Origin of the sequence: Streptomyces sp. NPDC005791 (assembly GCF_042871485.1) — a bacterium.
GTDB lineage: Bacteria > Actinomycetota > Actinomycetes > Streptomycetales > Streptomycetaceae > Streptomyces.
This window is the reverse complement of sequence record NZ_JBIAIP010000001.1, coordinates 264,784-285,839: the sequence shown is the minus strand read 5'-3', so window position 1 is coordinate 285,839 and position 21,056 is coordinate 264,784. Positions and strand designations below refer to the sequence as shown.

Here is a 21,056-nt window from a genome sequence, read left to right as displayed (position 1 = left end):
GTTCTGCCCGGTCAGTCGAGAAATCCCGCGCGCAGTGCCGGATCGCGGAGCCGGGCTGCCGGCGAGCTGGTGAGCAGCCGCTTGAGCTTCCTGTGCCGGTCGGTCGTCCCGGTATCAGCGTGGCCCCGGAGCATGTCCATCTCCAGAGCCACCAGCTCGCCCCGCTTACGCTCGGCCTGCTCGGAGTACGGGGTGTCCAGGCCGAAAAGGTCGGACAACACCGCGTCGTCCCCGCTGCCGTAGACCACGCGTTCGTACAGGTCCTCTCCGACGACCTCCGGAGGATCCTCCTCGTCGACCCCAGGAAGTCGGATGAGCCCACCCGGGTCTGCGGATTGGCAGACGTAAGGGCTGTGCGTGGTGACGATGAACTGGATGTTCGGAAAGTGTCTGGTCAGCCATGAACCGATGCGGCGTTGCCAGGAGACGTGGAGGTGGGCGTCGATCTCGTCGATGATGACGATGCCCGGCACCCGGTTGAAGAGCATCCCCTCGTCGGCGTCCGCCACCACCGCGTCACCGAAGGTGTTGTGGATCTGCTTGAGGATGTCGACGACCAGCGCGGCCACGGTACGGAAACCGTCGCTCATCTCTCGCAGGGGGAAGCGGATGCCGTCCCGCTCCACCCAGAGGCCCTCCGAGTCGACGTCGATGATGCGGTACCCGTCGGGCAAGAGCCCGTCCTGGAGGATGGCGAGTGCCGTGTTCTTCAGGACGGCCGCCCCGGCCCGGCCCTCCAGCGCACGCAGGTGCTGTTCGATGAGCCAGGCGACTCCCTCGGCGAGTGAGGCGTCCTCATGGAAGAGGCTCGCCAGCCGCGCCACCGGCCCGGAAGCGAGCATCAACCGCTGGACCTCGCCCGACCCGCCCGCCATCCTGCGGAACGGCCCATACCCGGCACAGAACCAGCCGACGGGGTTGTCCGCCCAAGGTCCCCGCCGGGCGTTGCTGCTGGCGGCTTCGGTGTAGGTGATCTCTTCCAGTGAGGGCTGTACCCCGCGTCGCCCGATCGGCCTGCCGTCCGATCCACCGTCACTGGGGGCGGCCCACAGGAGTCCAGCCTTGCACGGGCCGGCAGGCGGGCGACCGTGCGAGAACTGGTCGTACTCGGTGTCCCGGGTGACCTCCAGCTCGATGCGTCCTTCAGCGGCTCCGTGCGCCACCCAGTTGTCGAATCCGGGGACCAGTCCACGGGCGGCTACCGGACCGCTGAGTGCGAACGCGATCGCCCGCAGCAGAGTGGTCTTACCGGCGCCGTTCCGCCCTGCCAGGACCGTCCATCCGGCGTGGGTGCCGTCCGGGCGGGTCAGACGCAGGTCGACCTGGCGCGGACCGTTGAACGACTTGATGTCCTGGACGGAAACCCGGCTGACGTACATGAGAGCGGTGTCCGTTCGATCGGTGGGGGCGTGAGGTGCTGGGAAGAGTCTCCTACTCCACCTCGGCGCCGGCCGGGATTTCGCCGCCGAGGGCCTCGGCGGTGATCGCGAACTCGCTGAGCGCCCCTTGGAGGTCCTGAACGATCTCCTGGGCAATGACCTCGGGCTGCAGTCGGCTGTCCGTATCGTCCAGAGCCGAGTCCTTCACCTACCTGATGTCGAGGCTGACCTTGTCCCGGTCCCGGGTGCGGGATGCGTCCGGCGCTCGGATCTCGCATCTCGTGACCCGAGCGCCGGAGACGCCCGGTTCACTCTTCAGGGTGTACGCGGAGAAGGGCTCGCCCGAAGCTCGGGCTTCGGGATCCGGGCGTCGGGATGCGAGCGCCGAGATCCGAGCGGCGTCTTACAACCGGTAGGGAAAAGAAGGGTTTGGGGAAACCTCCCCCACCTCCCCCACCCGTCACGGCCAGCAAGTATGACTATTCGTGACCGACTTGCCGCGAAGCGTCACGGCTGCTTACGGTGCGACCAAACGAACGACCCCGACGCGGTGTTGGACGCACCGGCCGGGGTCTCACCCCAAGATCGAAAGCAGCGATCCCGTGGCTAACCAGCAGCCTAGTCCCGCCCCCTGCGCCCCCGCGCTCTCCCGCCCGTACCCGATGGCCAATCCCGGTTACGGCAAGCGGTCCATGCCGGACCGACCCGAGCCGAGCGCCCACGACTTCGCGCTCCTGCCCGAGCGCGAGCGGTACGTCGCCGGGTTCGTCGACCACCTCCCCGACGGCGCGGCCATGGACGTGAAGAGCCTGGCCAAGCAGTTGCCGCTCTACGGCCAGCAGGCGGTCGGTTCCGCTCTGCGGGCCCTGTCCGTCGCCGGGCACCTGCGGCGCGTACGGTGCCTCGTCGGCGAGGGTGACCAGGTCCGCTGGGTCTTCCGGACGTTCTGGTCCCGTACCGCCCGCGACAACGAGTGGTGGGCCTCCCACCTCGTCGCCGAGGACCGCGAAGCGGCGCCGGACGACACCACGCCCCCGCCGCCTCCCTGGGGCCCCGTAGAGGAACCGGCCCCCGTGGCGGCTCCGCCCGCCGCCCCGGCCGTACCGCAGCAGCGGGCCACGGAGCCCGCGCCCGTCCCGCCGTCCGGCGCTCCCTCGCCCGCTTACCTGGCCCTGGCGCAGCTCGGCCGCGTCGATCCCCGGCTGGCGCTCTCCGCCGCCGACTGCGCGGTCCTGGAGGCGCGGGCCGCCGAGTGGCTGGCCCGGGGCGTGAGCACCGAGTACCTGACCCGGGCCCTCGTCGCCGGGCTCCCCCCGCAGGTCGGCTCACCCGTGGGGCTCGTCCGGCGGCGCCTCGACGACAAGATCCCGCCGCGCGTGGCCCCCGCCGTCGCACCGCCCGCACCCGGCGGGCCCGTCCACCACACGATGCTGGAGTGCACCAAGTGCGGTGTGCCCGGGCGCCCGGAGGCACTGCCCGACGGGCTGTGCCGCCCCTGCCACCGGCCCGGCCCCCCGGAGCCGATGGCCCTCCCGGCCGGGGGCCTCGCCGAGTCCGACGTCCGCGCCCGCGCGGGCCACGTGCGCGAACTGCTGAGGTCGCGCTGAGCCGGCACCGCCTCCCGAGCCGGAAGGCGCTGTGCTCGCACCGGCCACGGCGGACGGGCCCGTAGCGCCGCGACACACTCGGGGCCGCAGCACCCGCGAGGGCCGGTGGCACTGCGGACAGCGGTGGTGGGTTCCCCTCCATGACCGGCCGATCCGGCCTGCACTGCCTGACGCCCTCTCAAACACCGGCATGAGTGCAGGAGTTACCGACCCCGAGCCCTTATCGTGATCATCGCGGCCCACGGTGCGCGATCCGGCCACCGTGGTGGTGTGGACGCGTCCACCGCGGCAGCGACGGAAGGGCGGGGCGCCGCTCGTGCCGATGACGAGAGAGGCCGATGATGCCCACCCCTGGTTTTCCGCCGCACACGCTCGACTCCGAGGGAACGCCGATATGGATCAGTGAGCTGGCCAACTGCGACCCGAACCACATCCTGCACGTCGTGCGCGGCATCGAGCCGGCGGAAGCGCTGCGGGTGCTGGGCGCCAAGCCCGGGTTGATCCGGTCCTGCGAGCTGCCCGACAGCAGGCCGGACGAGTGGACGTCACTGCCCTGTGCGGCCCTCGGCATCGAACCGGGAACCGCTGCCGCACTGTTGGCGGGACGCATCGGTGAGTGGACCTTCGTCTACGACGACTCCGGGTTCACCTACGACGACGAGATGACGAAGGCGCTGTCCGCCGATGGGCGGACAGCGGCCATGAGCGTGTACACCATCAACGGGGACGCCAGTCTCATCCATGCCGTCGACGGCGAGCAGATCGAGTGGGTCGACGTGGACAGCCTCGATCCGGAGAAGGACATCCCCGCCATGCCCGCCGGACTGCGCGCGGCGTTCGAGGCCGCCGGCACCGTCGAGATGGAGGACTTCGAGCCCGGCGAGGCCGATGGGCTGATCACCATGCGTGCCGCCTGCGCACTGGCGGGCCTCGCGCTCACCCTGAACGACGTACGCCGACTCCCGCTGCTGATCGTGCCGTTCGGCTGACGACACCGGGAAGGACGCCCGGGAAGGACGCGCGGTGCCGGGGCCCGGGGGCGGTCCGCTACCGGGGCCCCGGCACGGTCAGGGCCTGCCCGGCGCGGTGGGGGCGGGCCGCCGGGTCGGGTAGGCGGCGTCCGGCACGTCGTAGCCCAGCGCCCTCAGGCTCGCGGCCACCTCGGCGGGGCTCCGGCCGGTGCCGCTCGCCATGGTCAGGACGTGCTCGACCCCCGGGGCGTGCCTGGCCCGGCCCATGGCCTCCAGCAGGGGGATGTCCTCCGACCCGACCGGTCCGGGCAGGGTGACACCGTGGCCGAGCCGGGCCAGTCGCGCGGCGGTCTCCTGAGGGCTGCGGCCGGTCGCCCGGGCCGCGCGCAGCACGTGGAGCAGCGACGGGGTGCTGTCCCAGGCGAACCAGGGAGCCCGGGAGTCGAGGTTCTCGCTGAGCACGAGGACGTCCTCGTCGTCGAAGCCCGCCGTCTCCGGCAGGTCATGCCAGGCGCAGCCCAGTTCCGCCCTGCGGGTGGCGATCTCGGCGGGCGTCCGGCCCAGGGTCTTCGCGGCGAGCAGGAGGTGCCCGATGCCTGCGGACGACGACCAGGGCGCACCTCCGTCGGCGTTGAGGCTGAAGAGCAGGCGGTCCTCGGGCCGCAGGGCGAAGGGGAGGGTGTACCCGAGGGCGAGCAGCCGGTTCGCGACGTCGTACGGGTTGATGTCCAACGTCCGGGCGGTCGCCCACACGTGATCCGTCGACACGGTGCTGTGCGGGTCGAGCCAGGGCTCCGCGGGGCGTCGTGCCGCGCTGACCACGACGGGATCGCCGGGGAACGGGGTGTCGGGCAGCGCGGCGGGAAGGCCGCGGAACCCCAGGCTGCGCAGGCGCCGGCCGATCTCGGCGGGCGGGACGGCCTCGGCGCTCGCCCTCAGGAGGATGTGCGGCAGCGGGATCTCCCCGTCCACGCCCGGCCAGTCGGGTTGCCAGGTGTGCTTCCCGAGCCGGAACAGGAGGAGGTCCTCCTCGGACACCGCATCGGGAAGCGGGGTGTCCGGAAGGGCGAGACCGGTGTAGCCGAGCTCCCGGTACCGGTCCACGGCCTCCTGGACGCCGTGGCCGGTGGTGGCGGCCTCGAACAGGACACGCCCGTACGGCACGGTGTCGCCCAGCCAGTTGCCGGAGGCCCGTCCGTCCACGCTGACGAGCCGGAGGTCGTCCTCCGTGACGGTCCGGTCCGGGACGGTGGGCAGGCGGGTGAGTCCCAGCTCCGCCAGCCGGGTCAGGACGTCCCGGGGGGACGTGCCCCGGGCGTGCGCGGCCCGTAGGACGTGGGGGATCGACACGGGCGCCAGGGGGTCGAGCCATGCCGCCTCACCGTCGAGCGACCTGCTGACCAGGCGTACGTCCTCGTCGGACACCGTGGAGGGCGGTGTCACCTCCGGGATGCGGTAGCCGAGTGCTCGCAGGCGTGTCATGACCTCGGCGGGGGGCTTCCCGGTCCGGACGGAGACCTTCAGGACGTGGGGCAGCCACTGGGGGTCGTCCTGTTCGAGCCATCGCTGCGTCGTGTCGTTGCCCCGTTCCGTGCGTCTGGCTCCGGCCAGGGCCAGCTCCTCGGCGGTCACCCGGTCGGCCAGCGAGCCCTGGGGGACCTCGCGGTACCCGAGGGCGGTGAGTCGCATGACGAGCGCGTTGGGGTTGCCGTCCTGCTTCTCCGCCAGGCGCAGGACATGGGCGACCGGCACGGGCTGGGTCTCGTCCAGCCAGGGGGGTGCGCCGTTCATCTCCCGGCTGACGAGCAGGAGATCGTCGGTGGTGAGCCCCGCGACGCCGGGCTCGACCCGGTAGCCGAGTGCGGCGAGGTCCCGGCACGCCAGGCCGGCGGCGGCCGCCGTCCTCTCCGGATCCTTCGTGTCGTCCTTGTCCCCGGTGCGGTCGACGATCAGGAGTATCCGGCTGAGCGGCACGGGGGCGTCGTCGGCGAGCCAGGGGGCGTTGCCGTCCACGCGGTCGGCGGCCAGGCGGAGTTCGCGGTGGCCGATGCGCTCAGGCGCGTTCTCCAGGCCGGGCGTCCGGTATCCCAGCCGGGCGTACCGGGCGGCGACCTCGGCGGGTGGCGCCTCCAGCCGTTCGGCAGCCCGGAGGATGCGGCCCCGCATGGTGGCGGGGTCGGTCTCCTCGTACCAGGGCCACTCGCCGGTCATCCTTTCGCTGACCAGGATCAGGTCGTCCTCGTACACCGAGGCGGGGAACCGCCCGGGGTCCCGTACCGGGAGGCCGAGTGCGACGTACTCGGCGGCGAGTTCGGCGGGCGAACGTTTCAGCTCTGCGGCCGCCCAGAGGATGAAGCCGCGCATCCTGGAAGCGAAATAGGGCCGCACCCAGGGGAAGACGCCGTCGAGGTTGAAGCTGACCAGCTTCTCGGCATCGGCCGGGAGCGCGGCCAGTTCCTCGGGCGTGGGCACCTGGTAGCCGAGCTCGGCGAACCGGTCCCTGGCCTCGGCGGGGCTGCGGCCGGTGGTGAACGCCGCTTGCAGGAGGTGGTAGGGCGGCACGGGTCCGGTGGGGTCCAGCCAGGGTGCACGGCGGTCCAGGTGGGCGCTGGCGAGGAGCTGGGCGTCGGGGTCGAAGCCGTCGGAGGTGTGCGACACGGAAGGCCTTTCGCGGGGGCGGTGTCCGGGGAGGGGATTCATTCGGAGGCGGCGACGTAACGCCCGCCGTCCTCGTCGTCCTCGTCGTCGTCCTCGTCCTCCCGACCGGACAGGTCGACCCGTACGCCGGCGGGCTCGAGCGCCTCCCAGACCCGCAGCATCATGGCGTCGCTCAGGAAGTGGTGGTGCAGGTCGAGCGCGCGCAGGTGGGTGAGCGGCTGTCCGTTCAGCAGCGCCTGTGCCCCGACGTCGCCGAGCGTCCCCAACGACAGGCTGAGCGATTCGAGGCGGGCCACGACCGGTGCGTGTGCCACGGCGGCGGCTATCTCGTCCTGGAAGTAGCTGTTCTGGATCCCCAGGTGCCGCAGCGCGGGGAAGCGCGTGCCCTCCAGCAGCGGCGCGAGGTCCTCCAGGGTCGTGTCACAGCCGTAGTACTCGTCGCCCAGCCACAGCTCCAGGTGTTCCAGGGCCGGCAGGTCGGAGGCCAGGACACCGCGCACCACCTCGGCGGGCAGCCCGCCGCACTCGAAGCGCAGGGTGCGCAGGGCCTCGTGGCGCACGGCCGGGAACTTCAGGCCGGAGCTGCCCCGCACCGAGAGCTCCCGCAGCCGGGGGTAGGCCTCGAGGACGGGGGTGACGTCGGAATGCGCCATCCAGGAGAGCTCGCACTGTTCGGAGACGACGTCGCCGAGGAACAGTGCCTCCAGATTGACGAGCCGGGAGCTCGCCTCGACCAGCCCCTCGGTCATGCCGCCCAGGCCGTGCTCCGTGTACCACGGGTTGCCGATGATCAGCGCGCGTACGTCCTCGGCCGGCATGGTCGTGAGGAAGCGCTCCCAGTAGACGTCCGAGGCCTCGTCGCCGTCCCCTTCGCTGAGCTCGACACGCCAGGCCGCGGCGTCGGCGGCGGGCAGAGGCCCGCTGTGGGTGAACGGCGGGAAGGTAAGAGCGGGCAGGCCATGGAAGTGCCTCACACAATCGATCACAGTCGTCCTTCGGTGGCGGCTACAACTCCCCTTGTTCTACCAGCCGGTGACGACACAGCCGCTCACGCACCCTCATCGCCGCCCCCGCCGCCCGGGTGCGCGGCGAACGCCTGCCGACCGCGCACGATCCGCTTCGTCGTGGGGGAGTTACGGACACCCATATCGGGCAAAAGAGGCCGCTCTCTGTCCGTGACTTCTCAACGACTGCCCAACGCCTCGTCCAGGAGGGCCGCCCACTGCGCCACGACCCTGCCCCGGCGGGCGGCGTCGTCGGTCAGCAGGTTGGCGAGCCCCAGCCCCCGGGCCATGTCCAGGAGGCCCTGCACCGTCTCGCGCACCCCGGGCCGGGTCTCGTCGGCGCCGAGCAGTTCCACGGCGATGTGGTGCGTCTCGCGGCCCACGCGCGCTTCGAGTTCGGTGACGCGGGGCCGGAGCGGGGCTTCGTTGGAGGCGGCGACCCAGAGTTGGAGCGCGGCGCGGAACAGCGGTCCGGTGTAGAGGTCGACGAGCGCGGCGACGACCTCGGCGCGGCCCTGGACGGGCAGGGCGCGCAGGGCGGCGGAGCGTTCCTCGGCGACGTACTCGACGGCGCCGGTGAACAGGTCCTCCCGGGTCGGGAAGTGGTGCTGGGCGGCGCCCCGCGAGACCCCGGCGTGTTCGGCGACGACGGAGACGGTGGAGCCCGCCCAGCCGCGTTCGGCGAGACAGGCGACCGCCGACGCCAGGAGTCGCTGCCGGGTGGCGCGGCTCCTGTCCTGCTTCGGGGGCGTCACAGCACCCATGCGGGATCCCGTCGTTCCAGGAAGGCCGTCATCCCCTCCCGTGCGTCGTCGGAGGCGAAGAGCGCTGCGGAGCGGGCGATGAGGTCTTCGGCGTGACTGTCGAAACTCCGCAGCACAGTAGCCGTGACCAGCTCCTTCGATGCGGCCAGCCCCTGCGGTGACGCCCTGCGCAGTCCGTCCAGTACCGGTTCGAGCGCCTTGTCCACCTCGTCCGCGGCGACGCTCACGAGGCCGATGCGGGCCGCTTCCGCAGCGCCGAAGCGTTCCCCGGTGAGGTAGTAGCGGCCTGCGGCGCGTGGGTCGAGGCGCGGCAGCAGCGGCAGGGAGATCACGGCGGGGGCGAGGCCCAGGCGGGACTCGGTGAGGGCGAAGGAGGACTCGGGGCCCGCGACGGAGATGTCGCACGCCCCGAGCAGCCCGAGACCGCCGGCCCGGACATGTCCGGTGACCCGGGCGACGACAGGCTTGGGCAGGGCGACGACGCGCCGCATGAGGGCGACGAGGTCGTGCGGATCGGGCGGCGCGGTGAGGTCGGCGCCCGCGCAGAACGTGTTGCCGGTGTGGGTGAGGACGACGGCCCGTACGGCGTCGTCGGCCGCGCAGACGTCGAGGGCCTCGCTCACTTCCCGCACCAGCCCCGCGCTCAGGGCGTTCCGGTTGGCCGGGTTGTCGAGGGTGAGGGTGGTGACGCCCCGCTCGTGGGCGGGTGGGGCGAGCAGCGGCATGCGGTGCGCCTCCTTCTGGCCGGACCGTCCCACCGAGCGTCGCAGCAGTGAACAGAACAAGCAAGCACGCTTGCATGATTCTGTCCCCGCGACACCTCCGGGTCGGCCCCGGCCGCTACTCCCAGGTCGCGGTGTCGGGGTCGATGCCGTGGGCGCGCGCACCGGCGTCGACGATGCGACGGAACCACGTGGCGAGACCGGCGCGGATGCCGTCGTAGTGGGCGGCGAAGGCAGGATCGGCCTCGTACATCCGGCCGAGACACACCTGCATCTGCCGGGTGAGGGGGAAGTACGCGGCGAAGACTTCGCGGTGCCGCTCGACGAGTCGGTTCGCTTCCGGGCTGCCAGGGGCGACGCCGGCGTCCATCGCGTCGGCGAGGGCACGGTCGAGGTCGGTAACCGTGCCGACGACGTCCCGCCATTCCTGCGGACCACGGGAGGCCGAGCGTTCGGCGTACTGCTGCCACTGCGCCGTGGCTCCGTAGCGCTGCCGGGCTTCCGCGGCCCAGTCCGGGTTCCACCGGGGGCCGAAGATCGCGGTCTGCTGCTCGACGGTCAGCAGCAGACCGCGCTCATGGGCGTCGATCATCCGGTCCAGTCCGGTGCTCAGCCGCTGGAGGCGGTCGATCCGTTCGGCGACCTGGGTGCGCTGCGCGCGCAGTGCGCCGGGCACGTCGACGGCGGAGTCGTCCAGGACCGCCCGGATCCTGTCCAGGCCGAGACCGGTCTCGCGGTAGACGACGATGCGGTGGAGGCGTTCCAGATCATCGGCGGTGTAGAGCCGGTATCCGGCAGCCGTGCGCAGTGACGGTCGCGCGAGACCGATCTCGTCCCAGTGGTGCAGCGCGCGGACGGTCACGCCCAGTCGCGCCGAGACCTGACCGACGGTCAGGCCGTCGGGAGCAGTGGCATCAGGCATGCTCCCCATTGTCTCCGGGATCGGCGTCCGGTGGGGTGATCCCGATCGCTTCGAGGTTCCGCGCCTCCTGACTTGCCGGATCGAAGGGCTTCGCCGCGGTGAGCACGATCCGTGCGTTCTCCGGGGTGATCACGGTGATGTCGCGGGTGTTCCAGGGGGTGTCCCGTGGACCGTCGACCGAGTCCGGGCGCAGCGCTCGGCAGTCCTCGACGAGGGAGTCGACCTGACTGAGCACACACGAGAAACTGACGCTCATCGCGGGTGCCTGCTCCGGAACGCTCGCCGCCGAGACGAGAAGTACGTCCTGGAAGGCCCACCGGCGCAGATGCACCAGCGTGCCGGGGATGCCGAACAGCTCGAAGAACCCGAGCCCACGCACCCAGAAGTCCACCGACGCCTCCAGGTCGCTCGTGGGGATCGTCGCGAACGCGGGCATTCCGTAGATGCCGCGGAACAGCTCCGGCGGCACCGCGTCCGGGCCGGGAGCGGGGACAGGGCTCGTCTCGAACGCGTTGTAGTAGTCGCTCATGTGCACCACCCTCCGGCCTCACGCGACGTGAGGGTCAAGCCGAGTCCGTGACCGCGGGCCGAAACACGCCGGCCGGCAGCTGTCGCGTGGTGGATGCTGGTCGGGTGATCGGGCGAGAGACCGCAGTGCGCATCGTCGAGGAAGAGCTGGACCGCGTGTACCGGAAGTCGGCGGCTCTGGGCGTGGACCCGGTGCGCACGACAGTGCTGGGGGTGACGCCGCACGAGCTGGTGTGGAAGGTCCACTGGCAGTCCGAGGAGTACGCGCGCACCCAGGACCGCGCTGCCCTGCTGATCGGCCACGGCCCCTATCTGGTCGACCGCGTCGACGGATCGTTGCACCTCATCGGGGCCGTCTCAGCAGTCGGCGGGGAATGGGAGGCCGACTACCGTGTCCGCATCCGTGGGCTGGCCGTCCGCACTCCTGTGGACGACCTGCACGACGGGATACGCGAGGTCACCGCCGCACTCGGACGCATGCGCGCGGCGCGCGAACTGCGCCGGAGACTGCCGATGCTGTCCCCGTCCCAGGCCCTCGCGTACGTCGGCGGGCTGACGCACGGCGATGCCCCGGCCCGACTCGTGGCTGTCGCCGTCGAGGCGCTCGTCGAGCCCGTCGACCCGGTGCTCGCCGTGACGACCGTCCGTCAGGGGCGGTCCGGCCAGGCCGGTTCGTCGTGACCGCTTCCGCCGGCCGAGGCCGTCGGGGACGATGTCCGTATGGCACACCGCATCAGCGCTCTGATCTCGGCCTTCGGCGTCCTCACCGGCACGGTGTTGCTCGCCCTCGCTGTTCGTGAGTACCGCTCTGGGGCATCGGCCCTCTGGGTCGGGGCTGGAGCTCTGATCGTCCTCAGCGCTTCGTGCACGCTCGTACGGGACGTGCGGCGCCTGCGCACCGGGGCAGCCGCCTGACGCCCGGCGCCGTTCCGGCCTCGGACATGAGGCCGGGAGTGCGGCGGGCGCGCGAGGGGCGGCCCGCCGACGTGTCAGGGCCGCTTCTCCCGGTCGCGCAGTTCGCGCCGCAGGATCTTGCCGGACACCGCGCGGGGTACGGCCTCGATGAACTCCGCCCGTCTGACCTTCTTGTACGGGGAGACGCGGTCGGCGACGTACGTGATGACGTCCTCCTCCGTGAGGTCCCCGGCGCCGGGGCCACGCACCACGTAGGCCTTCGGGACCTCGTTGCCGTCGGCGTCCTGGACCCCGATGACGGCGGCGTCGGCGATCTCGGGGTGAGTGAGGAGGAGGGCCTCCAGGTCGGCGGGGGCCACCTGGTAGCCCTTGTACTTGATGAGCTCCTTCACCCGGTCGACGACGTACAGCCAGCCGTTGTCGTCGACCCGGCCGACGTCCCCGGTGTGCAGCCAGCCGTCCTCGTCGATCATGGCCGCGGTGGCGTCGGGGCGGCCGAGGTAGCCCTTCATCACCTGGGGGCCGCGGATGAGGATCTCGCCGGCGGTGCCGGTGGTCACGTCGATGCCGGGGTCGGTGAGCGAGACGATCCGCATCTCGGTGCCGGGCAGCAGCTTGCCGACCGTGCCGGGCGGCGGGTTCTGCGCCGAGAGGGGGACGACATGCGTCCCGGGCGAGAGCTCCGTCATGCCGTACGCCTGGCGTACGGCGGGTACGCCGAGCCTGGTGGAGCAGGCGGCGGCGAGCTCGGCGTCCAGCGGGGCGGCGGCGCTGACGACGTACTCCAGCGACGAGAGGTCGTAGTCGCCGACGAGCGGGTGCTTCGCGAGGGCCAGCACGATGGGCGGGGCGACGTACAGGCCGGTGATGCGGTGGGTCTGGATCGTCTCGAGGAACTGGGCGAGGTCGAAGCGGGGCAGGACGACGACCGTGGCGCCGTAACGCAGCGGCCCGTTCATGAGTGCGGTCAGTCCGTAGATGTGGAAGAAGGGCAGCACGGCCAGGATGCGGTCGCGCTCGCCGAGGGGGACGAAGGGTCTCAGCTGCTCCAGGTTGGTGGCGATGGAGCGGTGGGTGAGCATGACGCCCTTGGGCGTACCGGTGGTCCCCGAGGAGTACGGGAGTACGGCGACGTCCTCGGCCGGGTCGAAGGTGATGCCGGGTTCGGGGGCGGTGGAGCCCAGCATGTCGAGTACGGAGGTGTGACCCTCGGCCTGGTCGCAGACGTAGATCTCCTCGATGCCGCCCGCGAGTTCGGCGGCCCGGCGGGCGACGTCGAGGAGCGGGGACACGGTGACGATCCAGCGGGCGTCGGAGTCCTGGAGCTGTTTGGCGAACTCCTCGGCGGTGGCGAGCGGGTGGATGGTGGTGACGGTGGCGCCGGCCCGGGTCGCCCCGTAGAAGACGGGCGGGTAGGCGATGGTGTTCGGGCTGTGCACGGCGAGGACGTCACCCTTGCGCAGGCCCGCCGCGGCGAGGTGGGCGGCGATGCGCCGGTGGAAGGTGTCGAGCTGGCCGTACGTGACGGTCATCCCGCTGGTCCCGTCGATCAGGGCGGGGGTGTCACCGAAGTCCGCGGCGTTGCCGAGGACGGCCTCGTGGATGGGTGTTTCGAGGGGCGGGACGTCTGCGTACTCGCTGTGGAACACCATTGCGGTCCCCTTCGACGCGGGTGGAGAGCCAGAATCGCCCCTGCCGGGGCGGATGGGGAGACCTGGGACCTGACCGGACTCGTCGGGAGGACGTCAGTACGACTTCGGCAGGCCCAGCGTCTGGTGGGAGACGTAGTTCAGGATCATTTCCCGGCTGACGGGTGCGATACGGGAGACACGCGCGGCCGTGATGAGCGAGGCGAGCCCGTACTCGCGGGTGAGGCCGTTGCCGCCGAGGGTGTGGACGGCCTGGTCGACGGCCCTGACACAGGCTTCGGCGGCGGCGTACTTCGCCATGTTGGCGGCCTCGCCCGCGCCGATGTCGTCGCCGTCGTCGTAGAGCTTCGCGGCCTTCTGCATCATCAGCCGGGAGAGCTCCAGCTCGATGTGCGCCTGGGCGAGCGGATGCGCGATGGCCTGGTGCGCGCCGATGGGGGCGCCCTTCCAGACGGTGCGGGTCTTCGCGTAGTCCACGGCCCGTCCGACGGCGTAGCGGCCCATGCCGATGGAGAAGGCGGCGCCCATGATGCGTTCCGGGTTCAGTCCGGCGAAGAGCTGGAGCAGGCCCGCGTCCTCGTCGCCCACGAGCGCGTCCGCGGGCAGCCGTACGTCGTCGAGGACCAGCTCGAACTGTTTCTCGGCCGCCTGGAGTTCCATGTCGATCCGGGTGCGGGAGAAGCCCGGGGCGTCACGGGGGACGATGAAGAGGCAGGGCTTGAGGCTGCCGGACCTCGCGTCCTCGGTGCGGCCGACGATCAGGGTGGCGTCGGAGATGTCGACGCCGGAGATGAAGACCTTGCGACCGCTGAGGACCCAGTCCCCGCCGTCGCGGCGGGCGGTGGTGGTGATGCGGTGCGCGTTCGATCCGGCGTCGGGCTCGGTGATGCCGAACGACATGGTCAGGGAGCCGTCGCAGAGCCCGGGGAGCCAGGCCCGTTTCTGCTCCCCGGTGCCGAAGCGGGCGATGACGGTGCCGCAGATCGCCGGGGAGACGACCAGCATGAGGAGCGGGCTTCCGGCGGCCCCCAGCTCCTCCAGGACGATGGACAGCTCGGCCATGCCGGCGCCCCCGCCGCCGTACTCCTCGGGGAGGTTGACGCCGAGGTAGCCGAGCTTGCCCGCCTCTTCCCACAGTGCGCGGGGGTGCTCGCCCCTGCGGGCCAGGCCGGTGCTGTAGTCGCGGCCGAAGCGCTTGCCGAGCGCGGCGACGGCGGCGCGGAGGGCCTGGTGCTCCTGGGTCTCGAGGACGGTGCTCATGGGGTCGTCTCCTCCTGGTGCGCGGATGCGTCCTGTACGACTACGACGGCGAGCAGAGCGCCGACCTCGACCTGGATTCCGGGGGCGGCGTGGAGCGCGGTGAGGGTGCCGGAGGCGGGGGCGAGGATGCGGTGCTCCATCTTCATCGCCTCCAGCCAGACCAGCGGTTGCCCGGCCTCGACGGCCGTCCCCGGAGCGAGCCCGTCCGCGAGACGGACGACGGTGCCGGGCATGGGCGCGAGCAGGGAGCCGGGTTCGGTGCGTTCGGCGGGGTCGGTGAAGCGGGGCAGGGCGGTGAAGGTGTACGAGCCGGCGGCCGTGTCGACATGGGCCCGGTCGCCGTGGGTGGTGACGGTGAAGTGCCGGGTCACCCCGCCGGCCTCGAGGGTGACCGCGTCGGGGCGGGTGGCGAGGACCCGCTCGCCGGTCACGGGGGCAGGGACGCCGTCCCGGCCGGTGCGGTAGGCGATCGCGTACTCGGTGCCGTCGGGCTCACCCCGGTAACGCCTGGTCTGCGGCTGCGAGGCGAGGTTGCGCCAGGCGCCGAGGCGGAGGGGGCCCGAACCGCTGCCCGAGGCCGCGGCGAGCGCGGCGGCGGTGGCGGCGAGCCGGTGCGCGGAGTCCTCGCCGGGGCCGCCGGTCGCCGTGAGAGCGGGCAGGTGCCGGTCGTAGAAGCCGGTGTCGAGGAGCCCCGCGACGAAGTCCGGGTGGCGCAGGGAGCGTACGAGCAGGTCCCGGTTGGTCACCGGGCCGTGGATACGGGCGCGTTCCAGGGCGCGGGCGAGGAGCCGGACGGCTTCGGTGCGGGTGGGGGCGTGGGCGATGACCTTGGCGAGCATCGGGTCGTAGTGCACCCCCACGGTGTCGCCGCCCGTGTATCCGGTGTCCAGGCGGACACCGAGTTCACCGGGCACGTCGAGCGCGAACAGTGCTCCGGTCTGCGGCTGCCAGTCCCGGGCCGGGTCCTCCGCGTACAGCCGGGCCTCGACGGCGTGTCCGGACGGCTCCGGCGGTGCGGCGGCCGGCAGGGGCCCGCCCTCCGCGACGCGCAGTTGCAGGGCGACGAGGTCGAGGCCGAACACCGCTTCCGTGACGGGGTGTTCCACCTGGAGCCGGGTGTTCATCTCCAGGAAGTACGGGCGGCCCTCGGCCGATACGAGGAACTCGACGGTCCCCGCGCCCTGGTAGCCCACCGCCCGCGCGGCGGCGACGGCAGCGTCGTGCAGCCGCTGCCGCAGTACGCCGTCGAGGCCCGGGGCCGGGGCCTCCTCGACGACCTTCTGGTGCCGGCGCTGGAGCGAGCAGTCGCGGGTGCCGAGCGCCCACACCGTGCCCTGGGTGTCCGCCATGACCTGGACCTCGACGTGCCGGCCGCGCTCGACGTACGGCTCGGCGAAGACCTCGCCGTCCCCGAAGGCGGAGGCGGCCTCGGCGGTGGCAGCCGCCAGCTCCGCCGGCAGTGCGGCCAGTTCCCGTACGATCCGCATCCCGCGCCCGCCTCCGCCCGCCGCGGCCTTCAGCAGCAGCGGAAGATCGGCGGCGGTGGCGCTCCCGGGGTCCACGGGGGCCAGGATCGGCACGTCGGCGGCGGCCATCAGCTCCTTGGCCCGGGTCTTGGACGCCATCAGCTCGACGGCCTTGACCGGGGGTCCCACCCACACGAGTCCCGCGTCCTGCACGGCCTGGGCGAAGCCCGCGTTCTCCGAGAGGAAGCCGTAGCCCGGGTGCACGGCGTCCGCGCCGGCGGCGAGCGCGGCGGCGACGACGAGGTCGCCGCGCAGGTACGTGTCGGACGCAGCGGCTCCCGGCAGACGTACGGCGGTGTCGGCCTCCCGCACGTGCAGAGCGCCGGCGTCCGCGTCGGAGTACACGGCCACGGTGGAGATGCCCAGCTCACGGCAGGTACGGAAGATCCGGCAGGCGATCTCGCCCCGGTTGGCGACCAGCAGTGCGGTGATCATCCTCTGCCTCACATCCTCACACCCTCACATCCGGAAGACGCCGAAGCCGCGTGCGCCTTCGACCGGTGCCGTATGGATCGCTGACAGGCACATCCCGAGGACGGTCCTGGTGTCGCGCGGGTCGATGACCCCGTCGTCGTAGAGCCGCCCCGACAGGAACATCGGCAGCGACTCGGACTCGATCTGCTGTTCCACCATGGCCCGCAGACCGGCGTCGGCCTCGTCGTCGTAGGGCAGCCCCTTCGCGGCGGAGGAGGCGCGGGCGACGATCGAGAGGACGCCCGCGAGCTGCTGGGGGCCCATGACGGCGGACTTGCTGCTGGGCCAGGCGAAGAGGAAGCGGGGGTCGTAGGCCCGGCCGCACATGCCGTAGTGCCCGGCGCCGTAGGAGGCACCCATCAGCACGGACAGGTGGGGGACCCGGGAGTTCGACACCGCGTTGATCATCATCGCGCCGTGCTTGATGATGCCGCCCTGCTCGTACTCCTTGCCGACCATGTAGCCGGTGGTGTTGTGCAGGAAGAGCAGCGGGATGTCGCGCTGGTCGGCCAGCTGGATGAACTGGGCGGCCTTCTGCGACTCCTCGCTGAACAGCACACCCTGCGCGTTGGCGAGGATGCCGACGGGATAGCCGTGCAGGCGGGCCCAGCCGGTGACCAGGCTGGTCCCGTAGAGCGGCTTGAAGGCGTCGAAGTCCGAGCCGTCGACGAGCCGGGCGATGACCTCGCGGGGGTCGAAGGGGACCTTGAGGTCACCGGGCACGATCCCGACCAGCTCGTCCTCGTCGTACTTCGGTGGCTCGGCGGGGCCCGGGTCCGGGTGTGCCTTCCGCCAGTTGAGCCGGGCGACGATCCGGCGGGCCTGGCGCAGCGCGTCGTGCTCGTCGAGGGCGTAGTGGTCGGCGAGGCCGGAGGTGCGGGCGTGCATCTCGGCGCCGCCGAGGGACTCGTCGTCGCTCTCCTCGCCGGTGGCCATCTTCACCAGCGGCGGGCCGCCGAGGAAGACCTTGGACCGCTCTTTGATCATCACGGTGTGGTCGGACATCCCGGGGACGTACGCCCCGCCGGCCGTCGAGTTGCCGAACACCACGGCCACGGTGGGGATTCCGGCGGCGGACAGCCGGGTGAGGTCGCGGAAGAGCGCCCCGCCGGGGATGAAGATCTCCTTCTGCGAGGGCAGGTCCGCACCTCCGGACTCCACCAGTGAGACGCAGGGCAGTCGGTTGGCGAAGGCGATCTCGTTGGCGCGCAGGGCCTTCTTCAGCGTCCAGGGGTTGGAGGCGCCTCCGCGTACGGTCGGGTCGTTGGCGGTGATCAGGCACTCGACGCCCTCGACGGTCCCGATGCCGGTGACGAGCGAGGCGCCGACCGCGTAGTCGCTGCCCCAGGCCGCGAGCGGGGACAGCTCCAGGAAGGGGGTGTCCGGGTCGACCAGCAGCTCGATCCGCTCGCGGGCGAGGAGCTTGCCGCGTTCCCGGTGCCGCGTCACGTACTTCTCGCCGCCGCCCGCCAGGGCCTTGGCGTGCTCGGTGTCCAGCTCGGCGAGTCTCGCGAGCATGGCCTCGCGGTGGGCGGCGTATTCGGGCCCCGTGGTGTCGAGCGCGGTGGGCAGGACGGTCATGCGGTCACCTCCGGTCGGTCCAGCAGCCGTACGGGCACGGTGACGTGCCGGGACCGCAGCCACTCCCCCACCGCCTTGGCCTGCGGGTCGAAGCGCGCCTGCGCGGCGACACCCTCGCCGAGGAGGCCGTGGACGACGAAGTCGAGCGCCCGCAGATTCGGCAGGACATGGCGTACGACGGTGAGCCCGGCGGTCTCCGGCAGCAGTTCCCGGAACCGCTGGACGGTCAGCTCATGGGCCAGCCACCGCCAGGCCTCGTCCGTGCGGACCCACACCCCGACATTGGCGTCCCCGCCCTTGTCGCCGCTGCGGGCGCCCGCGACGTGTCCGAGAGGGGCGGTCCGGGTGGGCCCTGGGGGCAGTGGTGCGGGCAGGTCCGGTTCCGCCACGTCCTCGAGGTCCTTGTACAAGCCGGCCGCCGGCACCACCGTGCGCGAACCGTCGGGCAGTACGGCGACGTGGGTGACCTCCTCGGCCGCCACGTACGCGGCCTCGAACACCCCGTACGGCGCGCCTTTGCCGGGCGGGGCGGTCACGTGGAAGCCCGGGTAGCTGCCGAGTGCCAGCTCCACGGCCGCCCCGGACACGGCGCGGCCGACCGCCTCCGCGTCCGGGTCGCGCACGACGAGCCGGAGCAGGGCGCTCGCGGTCTCCTCGGTGGCGGCGTCGGCCCGGTCGGTGCGGGCGAGCTCCCACCGCACCTCGGCGGGTCGCGAGCCCGCGCGGTCGAGGGCGTCGGCGAACTGGGTCCGCACGAGCCGGGCCTTGGCCTCGACGTCGAGTCCCGTCAGCACGAAGACGACCTCGTTGCGCCACCCGCCGAGCCGGTTGATCCCGACCTTCAGCGTGGGCGGCGGCGCCTCGCCGCGTACACCGCTGATCCGCACCCGGTCCGGCCCCTCCCGCGTCAGCGTCACGGTGTCGAGCCGGGCGGTGACGTCGGGTCCGGCGTAGCGGGCGCCGCCGGTCTCGTACAGCAGCTGGGCGGTGACGGTGCCGATGTCGACGACGCCGCCCGTGCCGTCGTGCTTGGTGATGACGGCGGCGCCGTCCTCGTGGATCTCGGCGAGCGGGAAGCCGGGGCGCCGGATGTCGTGGTCGCCGAAGAAGGCGTAGTTGCCGCCGGTGGCCTGGGTGCCGCATTCCAGGACGTGTCCGGCGACGACGGCTCCGGCGAGGGCGTCGTGGGAGTCCGGCCCCCAGCCGAAGTGGGCGGCGGCCGGCCCGGTGACGAGGGCCGCGTCGGTGACGCGGCCGGTGACGACGATGTCGGCCCCGGCACGCAGACAGGCGGCGATGCCGCCACCGCCGAGGTAGGCGTTGGCGGTGAGGCAGCCGTCGGGCACGGGGCGGCTGTCGCCCTCGACGTGTGCGACACGCACCGGTACGCCGGTCCGGTCCGCCAGTGCGCGTACGGCGTCGGCGAGTCCGGCCGGGTTCAGCCCTCCGGCGTTGGTGACGATCTTCACGCCGCGTTCGTGGGCGAGCCCGAGGCTCTCCTCCAGCTGCCGCAGGAAGGTCGAGGCGTAGCCGCGGCCCGGGTCCTCGAGCCGGCTCCGGCCCAGGATCAGCATGGTGAGTTCGGCGAGGTAGTCGCCGGTGAGGACGTCCAGCGGGCCGCCGGTGAGCATCTCGCGCAGGGCGTCGAAGCGGTCGCCGTAGAAGCCGGACGCGTTGCCGATGCGCAGCGGCCGGGTCACCGGTCCGCCTTCCGGGGGCGCCCTGGCCCGGCGGGTCCGGCGAATGCCTGGGCGATGTCCAGCCACTGCCCGGCGTCGGCGCCCACCGCCTCGACGGCCAGGTCGTCCCGGTGCGCGCGCTGGGTGACGAGCAGGCAGAAGTCGAGGAGTGGCCCGGTGACCCGCTGGGCGGCGTCCTCGGGTCCGTACACGGTCAGCCCGCCGTCCTCGGCGCGCAGTTCCACCCGGAACTGCTCGGCGGGCGGGCGCAGGCCGCGCACGGCGTAGGCGTAGTCCCGGGCCCGCACCCCGATCCTGGCGACGTGCCGCAGCCGGGCGGTCGGTTTCCTGGTCACGCCGAGCGCGTCGGCGATGTCCTGGCCGTGCGCCCAGGTCTCCATGAGCCGCGCGGTCGCCATCGAGGCGACACTCATCGGCGGGCCGTACCAGGGCAGCTTCGTCCCCGCGGGGGCCGCACGAAGGGCCTCCTGGAGCCGGGCCCGCCCTTCGCGCCACTCCACGAGGAGGGCCTGCGGGGTCAGGGCGGTGACGGCTTCCCGGGCCGCGTCGCCGACGAAGGTCTCGGGGGCGGCCAGCGCCTTCTCGACCTCGGCGGCGAAGGCGTCGGGCTCGGTGGCGGCGACCAGGGCCACCTCGTCGGTCCAGTTGAGGTGGGCGATCTGATGCGCGACGGTCCACCCCTCGGCGGGAGTCGCCGCGGCCCAGCCCTGTGCGCTCAACCCCGCGACCAGCAGGTCGAGTTCGTCGCTCTCCTCACGCATGTCGTCGAGCACGGCGGCGGTCACGGCCGATGCGTCGGGCACGGTGCGCTCCCCTCGGGGCGTGGCGTTGTGCCCCGGAGCATGCCAGCGCCCCGCAAAACAAGCAAGCATGCTTGCATGATTTGATCGGCGGTCCACGCCCCCGCCTCCGGCGGCGGAACGGAATCAGTCGGCCCGGTAGCCGGGGACGGACGGCCAGCGCACGGTCAGCACCACGGACTCCTCCTCCGCGCACCAGGAGTGGTCGACTCCCCGGCCCCACACGGCGTAGTCGCCCTGGCGTTCCAGCAGGACGTCGCGCCCGGGGAACCGCAGCCGGAAGCGGCCGCTGATCAGCACGAGCAGCGCCGTGCGTTCCTCGCCCCGCACCCATCGGGCGCGCTCGTCGCCCCGGGGGTGGACGCCCCACTTGATCTCCAGGGCCTCGCTGTGACGCGGATCGGAGGGCTCCCTGAAGTGGCCGAGCAGCCATCCGTGGTCCAGCGCCGCGTCCTGCTCCGCATGGCCCACGTACACACCATCGTTCATGGTCCGGAAACTAGCAGCCGGTCCGGGCCGCCCCTCGTCCGACGGAACGTCAGCCGCCGGACCCGTGACGCCCGGCCCGGCCCCGTTCCGGAGCCTCCCGGCCGAGC

The 21,056-nt window shown here is 72.3% G+C and carries 19 protein-coding genes; 4 read left to right on the top strand and 15 right to left on the bottom strand.

What is annotated here, in order from left to right; translation table 11 throughout:
• Window positions 1-11: 11 nt before the first annotated feature.
• Window positions 12-1,379, bottom strand: a complete 1,368-nt coding sequence (locus tag ACFYSH_RS01440) for an AAA family ATPase (protein ID WP_388750219.1) — start codon at window positions 1,377-1,379, stop codon at window positions 12-14.
• Between the two features lie 52 nt (window positions 1,380-1,431).
• Entirely contained in the window at window positions 1,432-1,587 is a 156-nt protein-coding gene (locus ACFYSH_RS01435; RefSeq protein ID WP_388750217.1) for a hypothetical protein, read from the bottom strand.
• A 394-nt stretch (window positions 1,588-1,981) separates the two neighbouring features.
• Between ACFYSH_RS01435 and ACFYSH_RS01430 the strand changes: the two genes are divergently transcribed.
• Window positions 1,982-2,986, top strand: coding sequence for a MarR family transcriptional regulator (locus ACFYSH_RS01430; RefSeq protein WP_388750214.1), 1,005 nt, complete (start codon window positions 1,982-1,984; stop codon window positions 2,984-2,986).
• Between the two features lie 338 nt (window positions 2,987-3,324).
• Window positions 3,325-3,975, top strand: a complete 651-nt coding sequence (locus ACFYSH_RS01425; protein ID WP_359465388.1) for a DUF6461 domain-containing protein — start codon at window positions 3,325-3,327, stop codon at window positions 3,973-3,975.
• A 78-nt stretch (window positions 3,976-4,053) separates the two neighbouring features.
• On the opposite strand, the gene ACFYSH_RS01420 is transcribed toward ACFYSH_RS01425, so the two are convergent.
• The 6 genes from ACFYSH_RS01420 to ACFYSH_RS01395 form a co-directional block, all read right to left on the bottom strand.
• Window positions 4,054-6,615 (bottom strand): hypothetical protein, encoded by a 2,562-nt coding sequence (locus tag ACFYSH_RS01420; RefSeq protein WP_359465390.1) that lies wholly within the window; start codon window positions 6,613-6,615, stop codon window positions 4,054-4,056.
• Window positions 6,616-6,653: 38 nt separating this feature from the next.
• Window positions 6,654-7,589, bottom strand: a complete 936-nt coding sequence (locus tag ACFYSH_RS01415; RefSeq protein ID WP_359465392.1) for an STM4015 family protein — start codon at window positions 7,587-7,589, stop codon at window positions 6,654-6,656.
• A 209-nt stretch (window positions 7,590-7,798) separates the two neighbouring features.
• On the bottom strand, window positions 7,799-8,383 hold the full coding sequence (locus ACFYSH_RS01410) for a TetR/AcrR family transcriptional regulator (RefSeq protein WP_359465393.1): 585 nt from the start codon (window positions 8,381-8,383) through the stop codon (window positions 7,799-7,801).
• Window positions 8,371-9,108 (bottom strand): enoyl-CoA hydratase family protein, encoded by a 738-nt coding sequence (locus ACFYSH_RS01405; protein ID WP_388750210.1) that lies wholly within the window; start codon window positions 9,106-9,108, stop codon window positions 8,371-8,373. The genes ACFYSH_RS01410 and ACFYSH_RS01405 overlap by 13 nt, the downstream gene beginning before the upstream one ends.
• Before the next feature lie 115 nt (window positions 9,109-9,223).
• Window positions 9,224-10,027: a MerR family transcriptional regulator gene (locus ACFYSH_RS01400; RefSeq protein WP_388750207.1), complete on the bottom strand. Its 804-nt coding sequence runs from the start codon at window positions 10,025-10,027 to the stop codon at window positions 9,224-9,226.
• Entirely contained in the window at window positions 10,020-10,556 is a 537-nt protein-coding gene (locus ACFYSH_RS01395; protein ID WP_388750204.1) for a VOC family protein, read from the bottom strand. Before ACFYSH_RS01395 ends, ACFYSH_RS01400 begins: the two co-directional genes overlap by 8 nt.
• Window positions 10,557-10,660: 104 nt before the next feature.
• Between ACFYSH_RS01395 and ACFYSH_RS01390 the strand changes: the two genes are divergently transcribed.
• A complete protein-coding gene (locus ACFYSH_RS01390; protein WP_359465399.1) occupies window positions 10,661-11,236 on the top strand; it encodes a YrhB domain-containing protein in 576 nt (191 codons plus the stop codon).
• Between the two features lie 39 nt (window positions 11,237-11,275).
• Window positions 11,276-11,470, top strand: a complete 195-nt coding sequence (locus tag ACFYSH_RS01385) for a hypothetical protein (protein ID WP_388750201.1) — start codon at window positions 11,276-11,278, stop codon at window positions 11,468-11,470.
• A 74-nt stretch (window positions 11,471-11,544) separates the two neighbouring features.
• On the opposite strand, the gene ACFYSH_RS01380 is transcribed toward ACFYSH_RS01385, so the two are convergent.
• From ACFYSH_RS01380 to ACFYSH_RS01350, 7 genes are all read right to left on the bottom strand, one after another.
• Window positions 11,545-13,122, bottom strand: a complete 1,578-nt coding sequence (locus ACFYSH_RS01380; protein ID WP_388750198.1) for a 4-coumarate--CoA ligase family protein — start codon at window positions 13,120-13,122, stop codon at window positions 11,545-11,547.
• A gap of 93 nt (window positions 13,123-13,215) precedes the next feature.
• Entirely contained in the window at window positions 13,216-14,379 is a 1,164-nt protein-coding gene (locus ACFYSH_RS01375; RefSeq protein WP_359465402.1) for an acyl-CoA dehydrogenase family protein, read from the bottom strand.
• Window positions 14,376-16,340 carry a biotin carboxylase N-terminal domain-containing protein gene (locus ACFYSH_RS01370; RefSeq protein ID WP_388750195.1) on the bottom strand — a complete coding sequence of 655 codons (1,965 nt, stop codon included), beginning with the start codon at window positions 16,338-16,340 and terminating at the stop codon, window positions 14,376-14,378. The genes ACFYSH_RS01375 and ACFYSH_RS01370 overlap by 4 nt, the downstream gene beginning before the upstream one ends.
• Before the next feature lie 24 nt (window positions 16,341-16,364).
• Entirely contained in the window at window positions 16,365-17,960 is a 1,596-nt protein-coding gene (locus ACFYSH_RS01365) for a carboxyl transferase domain-containing protein (RefSeq protein WP_359465404.1), read from the bottom strand.
• Window positions 17,957-19,660 carry an acyclic terpene utilization AtuA family protein gene (locus tag ACFYSH_RS01360; protein ID WP_388750192.1) on the bottom strand — a complete coding sequence of 568 codons (1,704 nt, stop codon included), beginning with the start codon at window positions 19,658-19,660 and terminating at the stop codon, window positions 17,957-17,959. Before ACFYSH_RS01360 ends, ACFYSH_RS01365 begins: the two co-directional genes overlap by 4 nt.
• A complete protein-coding gene (locus ACFYSH_RS01355; RefSeq protein ID WP_388750190.1) occupies window positions 19,657-20,463 on the bottom strand; it encodes a TIGR03084 family metal-binding protein in 807 nt (268 codons plus the stop codon). Before ACFYSH_RS01355 ends, ACFYSH_RS01360 begins: the two co-directional genes overlap by 4 nt.
• A gap of 123 nt (window positions 20,464-20,586) precedes the next feature.
• Entirely contained in the window at window positions 20,587-20,949 is a 363-nt protein-coding gene (locus ACFYSH_RS01350) for a signal peptidase I (protein WP_359465409.1), read from the bottom strand.
• Between the last annotated feature and the right edge of the window lie 107 nt (window positions 20,950-21,056).

What these genes read in the sequence shown, in the direction of transcription:
- ACFYSH_RS01440 (WP_388750219.1), bottom strand. Translation starts at nt 1,379, where the DNA reads ATGTACGTCAGCCGGGTTTCCGTCCAGGACATCAAGTCGTTCAACGGT.
- ACFYSH_RS01425 (WP_359465388.1), top strand. Translation starts at nt 3,325, where the DNA reads ATGATGCCCACCCCTGGTTTTCCGCCGCACACGCTCGACTCCGAGGGA.
- ACFYSH_RS01410 (WP_359465393.1), bottom strand. Translation starts at nt 8,383, where the DNA reads ATGGGTGCTGTGACGCCCCCGAAGCAGGACAGGAGCCGCGCCACCCGG.
- ACFYSH_RS01405 (WP_388750210.1), bottom strand. Translation starts at nt 9,108, where the DNA reads ATGCCGCTGCTCGCCCCACCCGCCCACGAGCGGGGCGTCACCACCCTC.
- ACFYSH_RS01400 (WP_388750207.1), bottom strand. Translation starts at nt 10,027, where the DNA reads ATGCCTGATGCCACTGCTCCCGACGGCCTGACCGTCGGTCAGGTCTCG.
- ACFYSH_RS01395 (WP_388750204.1), bottom strand. Translation starts at nt 10,556, where the DNA reads ATGAGCGACTACTACAACGCGTTCGAGACGAGCCCTGTCCCCGCTCCC.
- ACFYSH_RS01385 (WP_388750201.1), top strand. Translation starts at nt 11,276, where the DNA reads ATGGCACACCGCATCAGCGCTCTGATCTCGGCCTTCGGCGTCCTCACC.
- ACFYSH_RS01380 (WP_388750198.1), bottom strand. Translation starts at nt 13,122, where the DNA reads ATGGTGTTCCACAGCGAGTACGCAGACGTCCCGCCCCTCGAAACACCC.
- ACFYSH_RS01375 (WP_359465402.1), bottom strand. Translation starts at nt 14,379, where the DNA reads ATGAGCACCGTCCTCGAGACCCAGGAGCACCAGGCCCTCCGCGCCGCC.
- ACFYSH_RS01370 (WP_388750195.1), bottom strand. Translation starts at nt 16,340, where the DNA reads ATGATCACCGCACTGCTGGTCGCCAACCGGGGCGAGATCGCCTGCCGG.
- ACFYSH_RS01365 (WP_359465404.1), bottom strand. Translation starts at nt 17,960, where the DNA reads ATGACCGTCCTGCCCACCGCGCTCGACACCACGGGGCCCGAATACGCC.
- ACFYSH_RS01350 (WP_359465409.1), bottom strand. Translation starts at nt 20,949, where the DNA reads ATGAACGATGGTGTGTACGTGGGCCATGCGGAGCAGGACGCGGCGCTG.